At 35.1% G+C, this 12,712-nt stretch carries 9 protein-coding genes and 3 tRNA genes; 6 read left to right on the top strand and 6 right to left on the bottom strand.

All coding sequences use genetic code 11. The features are described 5' to 3' along the window. The first annotated feature begins 6 nt into the window (after positions 1–6). Positions 7–2,400 (top strand): T9SS type B sorting domain-containing protein, encoded by a 2,394-nt coding sequence (locus VI621_RS07000; RefSeq protein ID WP_324217662.1) that lies wholly within the window; start codon positions 7–9, stop codon positions 2,398–2,400. Positions 2,401–2,576: 176 nt separating this feature from the next. After that, positions 2,577–3,011 carry a hypothetical protein gene (locus VI621_RS06995; RefSeq protein ID WP_324217661.1) on the top strand — a complete coding sequence of 145 codons (435 nt, stop codon included), beginning with the start codon at positions 2,577–2,579 and terminating at the stop codon, positions 3,009–3,011. 101 nt (positions 3,012–3,112) lie between these two features. Here the strand turns inward: VI621_RS06995 and typA are convergent, their stop codons facing one another. The 6 genes from typA to proS all read right to left on the bottom strand — a co-directional run bounded on the left by typA (position 3,113) and on the right by proS (position 7,406). After that, entirely contained in the window at positions 3,113–4,909 is a 1,797-nt protein-coding gene (gene typA / locus VI621_RS06990) for a translational GTPase TypA (RefSeq protein ID WP_324217660.1), read from the bottom strand. A gap of 220 nt (positions 4,910–5,129) precedes the next feature. After that, positions 5,130–5,381: a 30S ribosomal protein S20 gene (gene rpsT, locus VI621_RS06985; protein WP_144265612.1), complete on the bottom strand. Its 252-nt coding sequence runs from the start codon at positions 5,379–5,381 to the stop codon at positions 5,130–5,132. A gap of 158 nt (positions 5,382–5,539) precedes the next feature. After that, a tRNA-Glu gene (locus VI621_RS06980) sits at positions 5,540–5,611 on the bottom strand. A gap of 47 nt (positions 5,612–5,658) precedes the next feature. Then, a tRNA-Glu gene (locus VI621_RS06975) sits at positions 5,659–5,730 on the bottom strand. Between the two features lie 47 nt (positions 5,731–5,777). Next, positions 5,778–5,849, bottom strand: a tRNA-Glu gene (locus VI621_RS06970). Positions 5,850–5,927: 78 nt separating this feature from the next. Next, positions 5,928–7,406 (bottom strand): proline--tRNA ligase, encoded by a 1,479-nt coding sequence (gene proS / locus VI621_RS06965; RefSeq protein WP_324217659.1) that lies wholly within the window; start codon positions 7,404–7,406, stop codon positions 5,928–5,930. A gap of 99 nt (positions 7,407–7,505) precedes the next feature. Between proS and VI621_RS06960 the strand changes: the two genes are divergently transcribed. The 4 genes from VI621_RS06960 (at position 7,506) to VI621_RS06945 (ending at position 12,630) form a co-directional block, all read left to right on the top strand. Then, positions 7,506–8,459: a hypothetical protein gene (locus VI621_RS06960; protein WP_324217658.1), complete on the top strand. Its 954-nt coding sequence runs from the start codon at positions 7,506–7,508 to the stop codon at positions 8,457–8,459. An 83-nt stretch (positions 8,460–8,542) separates the two neighbouring features. Then, on the top strand, positions 8,543–10,081 hold the full coding sequence (locus tag VI621_RS06955; RefSeq protein ID WP_324217657.1) for an OmpP1/FadL family transporter: 1,539 nt from the start codon (positions 8,543–8,545) through the stop codon (positions 10,079–10,081). 202 nt (positions 10,082–10,283) lie between these two features. Continuing rightward, on the top strand, positions 10,284–11,597 hold the full coding sequence (rimO, locus tag VI621_RS06950; protein WP_324217656.1) for a 30S ribosomal protein S12 methylthiotransferase RimO: 1,314 nt from the start codon (positions 10,284–10,286) through the stop codon (positions 11,595–11,597). Between the two features lie 490 nt (positions 11,598–12,087). After that, the gene (locus tag VI621_RS06945) at positions 12,088–12,630 is read left to right on the top strand and encodes a YfbU family protein (protein WP_324217655.1); all 543 of its coding nucleotides are present in this window, start codon (positions 12,088–12,090) and stop codon (positions 12,628–12,630) included. The last annotated feature ends 82 nt before the right edge of the window (positions 12,631–12,712 follow it).

Raw genomic sequence — 12,712 nt, 5'->3', positions numbered from 1 at the left:
TTAAATATGAGCCGTTTAAAATTTTCAATTAGCATTTTCTTTTTATTTGTACTCCAATCTGTTTGTTCGCAAAATGATTGTTCGAATGCATTAATCATTTGTGGAAACAACAATTACGCAGATTTATCAGCAACAGGCGCTGGAATTCAAGAACTTTCAGGATCAAATAGTTGCGCTAGTGCGGAAAATAACAGTCTCTGGCTTAAAGTAAATATCCTGACCGGAGGAACATTGGGTTTTATTTTAACTCCTACTAGCAATAATATCACTGTTGATTTCGATTTTTTTGTTTTTGGTCCAAATGCAACTTGTGGAAACATTGGCCAGGCCATAAGATGCTCCACCACAAATCCGGAAGCTGCTGGCTCGACCAGTAATATGACAGGCATGAATGCAACAGAATTTGACCTAAGTGAAGGCCCCGGTATATCGGGAAACAATTTTGTCAAATGGCTCACCGTTCTGGACAACGAAACCTATTTTATAGTAATTGACCGACCTATCGGAACCAGTAACTTCTCACTGGCTTGGACTGGTTCAGCAACTTTCAATCAACCACCAGTATTTAATAATACAACTGCAGGAACGACACTTAATATTGAAAAATGTGATTCTGATGCCTCACAAGACAATAAGACCATTTTTGATTTAACGACTAGTTCAGCAATTGCCATTGGAAGTCAATCAGGCACTACTCCTACTTTTCACACTTCTTCTAATGACGTTGTGACTGGAGAGAATCCAATTGTAAATCCAAATAGTTTTCAAAACACAACAAATCCGCAACAAATTTATCTGAGATTAACAAACAATATTACAGGCTGTTTTTCTACCGCTTCATTTAATGTAACGGTAACTCCATTTGTAACTCCTGACCCTATAAATTTGACCGGCTGTGATTTGGATAACAATGGTTTTGTAACTTTTAATTTAACGGATAACGATGCAAATCTCATAAATGGAAATTCTAACACCGTGGTTTCCTATCATCCAACGGATAATGACACTGCCATTTTACCAAGCATTTACACCAATCAGCTTCCATTTACAAACGAAACGCTTTGGGCGAAAATCCGAAACACATCAACCGGTTGTTTTACTTATAAACCATTTGACATAATAATTAAAACCATCCCAAATGCGACACCATCACAATTAACCCAATGTGATTTTGGGCTTTTTCCAGATGGATTAACTACTTTTAATTTAGCCGAAGCAAATCCTGATTTAACCGGTAATGACAGTAATCTTTCTACAAAATTCTATATAAATCCAATAGCCGCACAAAATGACACAGGTGTGTTAAACACAAACTATTTGAATATTACAAACCCGCAAACTATAAGTGTCAGAGTGATTGACAACACTACCGGATGTTATACCATAACTACCTTAACATTGAATGTAACTACAAATCCAACGGTTACGATAGTTTTAGAACATTGTGATGATGACGCAACAGAAGATGGTTTTTTCGAATTCAATTTAGCAGATGCCGGATTTGAAACTACAGGAAACACGGTTACTTACTTTGAAAATTTGAACGATGCTTTAATAGAACAAAATCCAATTGCTGCAAGTTTCACCAATACAACGATAAACCAACAAACGGTTTACGCACGTATCGAAAACAACAATGCCTGTTCCGGAATCAACGTGATTAACCTATTTGTGCGTTCCTTACCGAATATTGAGATTACAGATACCGCTATTTTTTGTTTAAACACTCCAAATACGCCAACGATTCTGGATGCTGGTTTAATTTCCGGAAACCCAAACACATTACAATATTTATGGTCACCAAATGGAGAAACGACACCTACAATTAGCGTTTTAGCAGCAGGACAATATTCGGTTCGTGTCTCAAATAATTTTGGTTGTTTTAAGGATAGAATTATAACCGTAAGCAACTCGGATTTAGCCACAATTGAAAACATAGCAATCATAGATTTATCCGATAATAATACGGTAACTATATTTGTGATTGGGGACGAAAACCAATTTGAGTACAGTATTGATTTGCCTTATGGGCCATTTCAGAACAGTAATCAATTTGAAAATGTAGAAGCTGGAATTCATACCATATACATAGCTGATAAAGAGGGTTGCGGAATAATTTCCAAAGAAATTTCCGTAGTAGGAATCCCGAAATTCTTTACTCCTAATGCAGATGGTTATAATGATACGTGGAAAATAATTGGGCTTACCCAAAAATTTTACAGCAACAGCACCATCCATATTTATGACCGATATGGAAAATTATTGAAGCAAATTAATCCTATCGGAGATGGTTGGGACGGCATATACAATGGAAACATGCTTCCTGGAAACGATTATTGGTATGCCATATATCTGGAAGACGGTAGAATTGTCAAAGGTCATTTTGCATTGAAACGATAAATATATTTTACGTTGTTTCCGGTTGTACAAACATTCTATAAACCTTAAATTGAAGTATGCGAAAAAGTTTAATCATTTGTCTCATCATAATTAGCACAATTTTGATGGTTTGTGGTCTCATCAATTGGGTAGGATTACAAGGTTTTTTATTCGCTTGGATACTAAATCTGATGTTAATGATGTGCGTTTTCCAATTTACCCAAGCGCTAAAACCTGAATTTAAATCTACGTATTACAACGAAAAAAAGTGGGAAAAGAAAGGAGAAATCTATGAATCCTTGGGAGTAAATGTTTTCAGAAAGCTACTCGTTTTGATTGGTTGGGAAAAACACCATAAAAAAGCAAATCCTGTCAAAAAGGATTTGGACGCTTTAATCCATTTGGAATATGTCACCAAACAATCTGAATTGGGTCATATCATTATATTTTTTATCGTAATACCGTTCACCATTTTCGTGGCTGTTAAATTTGGAATTACAGAATCACTGTGGCTTTTAATTTTAAATATTGTATTAAATGTTTATCCAATTATTTTACAACGCTACAACCGACCCCGATTAAAAAAAGCTATCAATATATGTAGATATAAGCAAGCTAAAATACAAGCTTAAAAAAACACTTCACAAGTTAAATAAACCAAGTTCTTCTTAAAAAACTCCATAAAAAAAGCCATTCTTTCGAATGGCTTTTTCATTTATAAAATTAAATTTAATTAGAATTTAAATCTTTTTCTATCTGTTTCTGTCAAATATATTTTTCTCAAACGAATAGATTTTGGAGTAACCTCAACATATTCATCTTTCTGAATGTACTCTAAAGCTTCTTCAAGAGAGAAAATAATCGGTGGAATAATTCTTGCTTTTTCATCATTTCCAGAAGAACGAACGTTAGATTGTTTTTTCTCTTTTGTTACGTTTACACACATATCATCACCACGAGAGTTTTCTCCAATTACTTGACCTTCGTAAATTTCGGCATTTGGTTCAACAAAAAACTTACCACGATCTTGCAATTTATCGATAGAATAAGGAATAGCTTTTCCTTTTTCCATAGAAATCAATGATCCTTTATTACGTCCAGAAATTTCTCCTTTGTAAGGCTCATATCCTATAAAACGGTGTGACATAATAGCCTCACCAGCTGTTGCAGTAAGTAGTTGGTTACGCAATCCAATAATTCCACGTGATGGAATATTAAATTTTATAATCATACGCTCCCCTTTAGTTTCCATAGAAAGCATTTCTCCTTTACGTAAAGTAACAAACTCTACCGCTCTTCCAGAAAGTGTTTCTGGTAAATCGATTGTTAATTCCTCAATAGGCTCACATTTTTTACCATCAATTTCTTTGATGATAACTTGTGGTTGACCGATTTGCATCTCATAACCTTCTCTTCTCATTGTTTCAATAAGAACAGACAAGTGAAGTACACCACGACCAAAAACCATAAACTTATCAGCTGAATCGGTTTCACCCAATTTCATTGCTAAGTTTTTCTCTAATTCTTTTGTTAAACGATCTCTAATATGACGAGAAGTTACAAATTTACCCTCTTTACCAAAGAAAGGAGAGTCATTAATTGTAAACAACATACTCATAGTAGGCTCATCGATATCAATAGTTTTTAAAGCTTCCGGGTTTTCAAAATCAGCGATAGTATCTCCAATTTCAAATCCTTCAACACCAATAATTGCACAAATATCTCCAGCAATTACTTCTTGTACTTTTTTACGACCAAGACCTTCAAAAGTATGTAATTCCTTGATACGTGATTTAAATATAGTACCATCTCTTTTTACTAATGAGATTGGCATCCCTTCAGTTAAAACACCTCTTTCTAAACGACCGATCGCGATACGACCTGTAAAAGCTGAAAAGTCTAAAGAAGTAATCAACATTTGTGGTGTTCCTTCAGATACTTTAGGAGCTGGTACATTTTCGATAACCATATCCAACAATGCTTCCACATTATCAGTTACGTTTTCCCAATGATCAGACATCCAGTTATTTTTAGCCGAACCATAAACGGTTGGAAAATCCAACTGCCATTCTTCAGCGCCTAATTCAAACATTAAGTCGAAAACTTTTTCGTGAACTTCTTCAGGAGTACAGTTTTCTTTATCTACTTTATTAATAACAACGCAAGGTTTCAAACCTAAATCGATTGCTTTTTGCAAAACGAAACGTGTTTGTGGCATTGGTCCTTCAAAAGCATCTACCAACAAACAAACTCCGTCAGCCATATTCAAAACACGCTCTACTTCACCACCAAAATCGGCGTGACCAGGAGTATCGATAATGTTGATTTTTGTTCCTTTGTACATTACAGAAACATTCTTTGAAGTAATGGTAATACCTCTTTCACGCTCTAAGTCGTTGTTATCAAGGATTAAGTCACCTGTATTTTCGTTGTCACGAAATAATTGACAGTGATACATAATTTTATCAACCAAAGTTGTTTTACCGTGATCGACGTGGGCAATAATTGCAATGTTTCTAATAGATTCCATCTGTGATTTTTAATGGGTGCAAAGGTACGCTTTTTTTTAACATAAAAAACATTAATTATTTATGCTGGAGTACTTTCTGTGATAATACGGGAATTAAGAACTAAAACTTAACAAAAATTTAAAACTAAGTCAAGATTTTTCTTAATCCAAAAATGGGTTTAATACAAAAAAGCCCCTATAAAAAATAGGAGCTTTTTATTATATAAAATTATTGAGCTAATTACAATTTCGCAACGTGCTTAGTCAATTTAGATTTTAAGTTAGAAGCTTTGTTATCGTGAATGATATTTTTCTTAGCTAATTTATCAATCATAGAAATTACACTTGATAATTTAGATGAAGCATCAGTTTTATCAGTTGCTATTCTTAATGCTTTGATAGCATTACGAGTAGTTTTGTGTTGGTATCTGTTTAATACTCTTCTCTTTTCGTTACTTCTGATTCTCTTTAGAGCTGACTTATGATTTGCCATTTTATTTTATTTTTTTTTAATTGTAATAATTGTTATAAACTATTAGTTAAAAAAGAAAAACCTCCCACAATTGTTAATCAATCACTTCGGTTTTAACTAATAAAACAACGATTGGAGACACCAACCTCTGTTTTACAAAACTTATTTACAACTAATTGTAGTCCGTAAGGGAATCGAACCCCTGTTTCCAGGACGAAATCCTGGAGTCCTAACCCCTAGACGAACGGACCATTATCCTTCTAAGTTTTGGAATTATGCCCAATATAAATTGAGATTGTAGCCCGTAGCGGAATCGAACCGCTCTTACATGGATGAAAACCATGCGTCCTAACCGATAGACGAACGGGCCATTTTCCCTCTAAGTTCGGGATGACTTTAATCTGCAGAAAAAAATTGTAGCCCGTAGCGGAATCGAACCGCTCTTACATGGATGAAAACCATGCGTCCTAACCGATAGACGAACGGGCCTTACTTCTCTAATGCGGATGCAAAAATACAACTATTTTTTATTCGCACAATAGCTGAGGTATTTTTTTTTCTTTTTTTTTAATATGCTTTCGCAAAAAGCACTCTGCCAACTGAAGGTTTTCCAGTAAACACACAGCTTCCAGCCTCTTCAACTCTATCTAAAGCGATACATCTGATGGTGGCTTTGGTTAATTCTTTGATTTTTTCTTCAGTTTCCGGAGTTCCATCCCAATGTGCTGATATAAAGCCACCTTTACCATCAAGCACTTCTTTAAACTCCTCAAAACTATTTACTTCTGTAATGTGGGTGTCTCTATAATTTAAGGCTTTCTCGAATAAATCTTTTTGTATTTGCGCTAATAAATCGCTGACATAAGTTGCAATTCCATCTTTAGAAACGACTTCTTTGGTCAAAGTATCTCTTCTGGCCACTTCAAAAGTTCCGTTTTCTAAATCTTTCGGACCAACTGCAATTCGAATTGGCACCCCTTTTAATTCCCATTCCGCAAATTTAAATCCTGGCTTTTGGGTGGTTCTGTCATCATACTTCACAGAAACATTCAGTTTTTTCAATGCTGCGATTAAAACATTTACTTCTGTGGTAATTTCTGCTAATTGCTCATCCGTTTTATGGATTGGCACAATTACCACTTGAATCGGGGCTAAATTTGGAGGCAAAACCAATCCTTGATCATCAGAATGCGTCATAACCAACGCGCCCATCAAACGGGTGGAAACGCCCCAGGAAGTTCCCCAAACGTATTCTTGTTTTCCTTCGGCATTGGCAAATTTCACATCAAAGGCTTTGGCAAAATTCTGCCCTAAAAAATGGGACGTTCCCGCTTGCAATGCTTTTCCGTCTTGCATCAAAGCTTCGATGCAATAGGTTTCTTCAGCTCCTGCAAAACGTTCTGTTTCGGTTTTCAATCCTTTAATCACTGGAATTGCCATGATGTTTTCGGCAAATTCAGCATATACATGCATCATTTTTTCAGATTCTTCAATAGCTTCCTTTTTTGTTGCGTGAGCCGTATGACCTTCTTGCCATAAAAATTCAGCCGTTCTCAAGAACAATCGGGTTCTCATTTCCCAACGTACAACATTCGCCCATTGATTAATCAGCAAAGGCAAATCTCTGTAAGATTGCACCCAACCTTTATAGGTAGACCAGATAATCGCTTCACTGGTAGGACGAACAATTAATTCTTCTTCTAATTTTGCATTAGGGTCAACCATTAATTTTCCCGGTCTGTCAGGATCATTTTTTAATCTATAGTGGGTTACGATGGCACATTCCTTGGCAAAACCTTCTGCATTTTTCTCTTCGGCCTCAAACATACTTTTAGGAACAAACAGCGGGAAATAGGCATTTTGATGACCAGTTTCTTTAAATCTTCGATCTAATTCAGCCTGCATTTTTTCCCAAATGGCATATCCATACGGTTTGATAACCATACAGCCTCTAACGCCAGAATTCTCAGCCAAATCAGCTTTGACAACCAGCTCGTTATACCATTTTGAATAATCTTCTGATCGTGTTGTTAAGTTCTTGCTCATATTGTATAATTTGGCACAAAATTTGTTTTGATTTATTTAACTAAATAGTTCGACAAAACTAACTATTTTTGTTTTGACCAACAATAAAAATACACAGATATGAAAACTTATTATTTTTCTTCAGCAAAATCGATTTCCATTTTTTCAATAATGGGATTGATTAGTGTTGTAATGGCATCCTGTGGCTCCTATAAAAACAGTTCCTATTATGACGGTGATGGAATATATGGTAGTTCGGAAGTAAAAAACACCAATAGCAGACCTCAAAGTGACTCAAAAGAGAACAATCAGTATAAAGATTACTTCGGTTCCTTACAAAAAGACAATGAAGAAGTGGAAATTTTTACTGACGTAGACAGCTACAATTCGGACAATTACACCAATCAAGACAACAGAAATGAAGGTTACGAATCCGGTTATTCCGGTTGGGGAAGCAATCCCGAAAACGTAACTGTTACTATTTATGATAACAATTGGGCTTGGAATGGCTGGAACAATTATTTCTACGGCCCAAGTTATGGTTGGGGATGGAACAATTGGTATGGACCAAGTTATGGATGGGGATGGAATAGCTGGTACGGACCTGGTTATGGCTATTATGGCTGGGGCTGGAACAACTATTACAGTGGCTACTACGGATATTACAATCACCACCATGTATACAATCGCGGAATTAGAGGCTCTTCTTTTAGAAGTGATGGTAACAGATCTACTATAGGCCGAAGAAATACAACCGGAACAAGAACCAACAATTACAACGGCGTAAGAAGAAATCCTTCTTATAATGGCACCCGAAATCCAAATAACAATTATCAGCCTAGAAGAAACGAAACCACTACGCCAAGAAATTATACACCAAGAAATTATACACCAAGAAATAACAATTCTGCACCAAGAAATTATACCCCATCAAGATCAGAAAATTCTGCGCCAAGAAACAACGCTCCAACACGAACAGAAACATCATCACCAAGAAGTTATTCCCCAAGTTCTGGCTCCAGCCAAAGTTCTGGTGGAGGAAGATCAAATGGCGGCGGTCGTAGCGGAAGATAATTCCCAAAATAATAACTTACCTATGTTTTAACTTAAACGTTATTTACATAGGTATTTTTTTTAAAACTATAAAAGATTTGAAAATGAAAAAATTTTTATCAATTATTATAGCAGGATTATCACTTACTGCTGTACAATCACAAGATATCTCAGATGCATTGCGTTATGCGCAAAACGATTTGAGCGGAACAGCTCGGTTTAGAGCAATGAGTGGTGCTTTTGGAGCACTTGGCGGAGATTTCTCCGCTTTGAATGTAAACCCGGCAGGATCGGCGGTTTTTACAAATAACCAAATCGCTTTCACATTAAACAATTACAATACAGAAAATCAATCGAATTATTTTGGCACTAAAACCACCGAAAATAATAGTACCCTCGATTTGAATCAGCTTGGTGGCGTTTTTGTTTTTGACGATTATAGTGAAAAAAGCGATTGGAAAAAATTTACTCTCGCCTTAAATTATGAGAATATAAACAATTTCAACAACTCCTTATTTACTGCAGGAACAAATCCCACAAATTCCATTGATAACTATTTCTTATATTTTGCCAATCAAAACGGAGGTGTTTCTTTGACTAACTTACAATTACAGTCCGGAGAAAGCGTAACCGATCTGTATGGTTTTTTAGGTTCAAATTATGGTTTCGGTGCCCAACAGGCATTTTTGGGTTACCAGGGTTTTATCATTGATCCAGCAACTGATTATGATGAAAATACCAACAGAAATTATGTTTCCCTTGTTCCTGCCGGAGGAAATTATTATCAGGAAAACTCTTTTGAATCAACAGGATTTAACGGCAAATTGTCATTTAATGCTGCCACTCAATACAGAGATCAATTTTACTTTGGTTTAAATTTAAATGCTCATTTTACCGATTACACCCAGTTAACCAGTTTTTACGAAGAGAACTCTAATAATTTAACATCAGGCGTACAACGGTTGCGTTTTGATAATGAATTGTATACTTACGGAACCGGATTTTCTTTCCAATTAGGTACTATAGTAAAAGTTACTAAAGCGGTTCGTTTGGGATTAGCATACGAATCTCCGACCTGGTATGAATTATATGATGAATTAGCACAAGGTTTATCGGTCGTAAGTGCCGATGCAGCCGGGGAATTTCCAACAGATTTTGTTAATCCACAAGTGATCAATGTTTATGCACCTTATGAATTACAAACACCAAGCAAATGGACGGGAAGTTTTGCTTATGTTTTCGGAAAATCAGGATTGTTAAGTATTGATTATGCCCTGAAAGATTACAGCAATACCCAATTTAGACCTAAAGACGACTTTAGAAACATCAATAATGACATGTCTAATCAACTTAATAGCACAAGTGAATTACGAATTGGTGGCGAATATAAAATTAAACAATGGAGTTTAAGAGGAGGATATCGTTTTGAACAAAGTCCATATAAAGATGATAATACGATGGGAGATTTAATAGGATATTCTGCTGGTTTCGGTTATAATTTTGGATCTACCCGATTGGATTTGGCTTATTCGCATGCAGAAAGAGATTCCCAAAAACAATTTTTCTCTCAAGGCTTAACAGATAGTGCCAAAATCAATACTATAAATGATAATGTTACGCTTACTTTAGCTTTTGAGTTATAACTAATTGTCGCTAAATAATTATTAATCCGTTTCATTCATTTGGAACGGATTTTTTTTAGCCCTGATGGAAACGGCATCCTTTGTTTGCTTCCTTTAAGCAAGCAAAGATATAGTGGACAGCAGGAATAGCTTCATAAAATTTCCTAAACCATGGTGCTCCTATTCATAAAAAGCGTAATTTTGCACTCCAATTTATAATTCTATGAGAACCAAGTCTTTAAAAAAGAACAAAATCAACGTAATCACTCTTGGGTGTTCGAAAAATGTGTATGACAGCGAAGTCCTTATGGGGCAATTGCGTGCCAGCGGAAAAGATGTGGCTCACGAAGCGCCTGCTGCCGAGGAAGGAAACATTATCGTCATCAACACTTGTGGATTTATCAATAATGCTAAGGCGGAATCGATAAATACCATTTTAGAATATGTTGAGAAAAAAGAACAAGGTCTTGTAGACAAAGTGTTTGTAACCGGATGTTTATCGGAACGTTACAGACCAGATTTAGAAAAAGAAATTCCAAACGTAGACCAATATTTCGGAACCACAGAGTTGCCAGGATTATTGAAAGCTTTGGGTGCCGATTATAAGCACGAATTGTTGGGCGAACGCTTGACAACGACTCCTAAAAATTATGCGTATTTAAAAATTGCCGAAGGTTGCGACCGTCCATGCAGTTTTTGTGCCATTCCGATTATGCGAGGCAAACACGTTTCGCAAACCATTGAAAAATTGGTTAAAGAAGCAGAAGGTTTGGCCAGAGACGGTGTAAAAGAATTGATTTTGATTGCTCAGGATTTGACGTATTACGGTTTGGATATTTACAAGAAACGTAATCTAGGCGAATTACTGGAAGCATTGGTAAAAGTAGAAGGAATCGAATGGATCCGTTTGCATTACGCCTTCCCTACCGGTTTCCCGATGGATGTTTTGGAGATCATGAAGCGCGAACCAAAGATTTGTAATTATATTGATATTCCGTTGCAACATATTTCAGATCGTATTTTGAAATCAATGCGTCGTGGAACTACTAAAGAAAAAACAACCAAATTGATAAATGAATTCCGTGAAGCAGTTCCCGGAATGACCATTCGTACGACTTTAATCGTAGGATATCCTGGAGAAACTCAGGAAGATTTCGAAATCATGCGCGACTGGGTTCAGGAAATGAAATTCGAGCGTTTGGGTTGTTTCACCTATTCTCACGAAGAAAATACACATGCCTATTTATTAGAAGACGATGTTCCTGAAGAGGTAAAACAACAACGTGCCAATGACATCATGGAAATTCAATCGCAAATTTCATGGGATTTAAACCAGGAGAAAATCGGACAGACGTTCCGTTGCATTATCGACAGAAAAGAAGGTGGTCATTTTGTGGGAAGAACTGAATTTGACAGTCCGGACGTTGATAATGAAGTATTAATTGATGCTACGAAACACTATGTGAAAACCGGGGATTTTGTAATGGTTAAAATTACGGATGCTACAGAATTTGACTTGTATGCAGAGCCGGTTTAAATTTAAATAACTTTATAAAAAACTCCAGATCGTTTCTCGTTTTGGAGTTTTTTTTTTGTTCAAATTCTAAAATTATTTTTGCATCTCTACTTACAAATTTTAACTTGTTATTGTTTTATGCTTTGAAACCAATTACAAGTGGAAATTAATACTATGTAAAAAATTAATGGACAATATTGATCTTAACTCACATATATTCATTAAATTTAAGTAAGAAAAAGATTTCTTGAAATGAAATTATTTTAAAATTCTTTTTTGATAAGTAAAAAATAATTATCGATAAGCAAAATTCATTAAAACATTGTTTATCAGTTGTTTATTTTTTAAAAAATCGCAATTTCTGATTTTAGATTCATTTTTAAACTTATTTTTTTTGTGTTTTTACGGAAAACCGTAAAGATAACTGAAAAGAGTTGTTTTTATTTGCTGAGTAGATTTAAATGACACAAAATTTACTGATGAAAATAACCCAATCTTCAAAAAATAAATTATGATGATTCCAGAAACCTTATCCATTGTCGAAAGACAAATTTTAGCCAATCAATTTCGAATTCTTTCTAAAATTGAAGGAAATAATGAATTTTATGATACCAAAGCAGACATTTTAGAACATGGCTTTACAGAAAAATATCATGAAGTCTTTGATGTTAATACCGAAGAAATTCCTTTTGAAATATGTGAAGAAACAAGTCAGATATTGAATATGTACAGACGTATTAATCATGCAACTGAGATACTTTCTAAAGAAGAAAAAATGCAATTAGATTTGGACATCATAAAATTTGAAGGTTTTGATGCCAATCATGATCCTCATTTCCACTACATGACATTTATGATTGAAAAAATGAATTTATGGGAAGAATACAAAGGAACCTACCTAAACTCGCATTGCCAATTCCAGTTATCGAAATACAGAAAAATGCTGGGATACCAAAACCATTTATTAGAGAATGATCAGTACGACTTAGAAAAAGAAGATTTAGAACACCTAATTGGCTTGTTCATTAGTGTTGGCGCCAAAAAAGTTTCATAAGTATAAATCTTATTTTATTCTGAACATCAAGCTATAATTTGATTTTTTTTACAGAAGTAATATCATTTCATACACAAAAGTA

Origin of the sequence: Flavobacterium sp. (assembly GCF_035292545.1) — a bacterium.
GTDB lineage: Bacteria > Bacteroidota > Bacteroidia > Flavobacteriales > Flavobacteriaceae > Flavobacterium.
The sequence above is the reverse complement of the archived record's forward strand: the minus strand, read 5'-3'. Positions and strand labels throughout refer to the sequence as shown.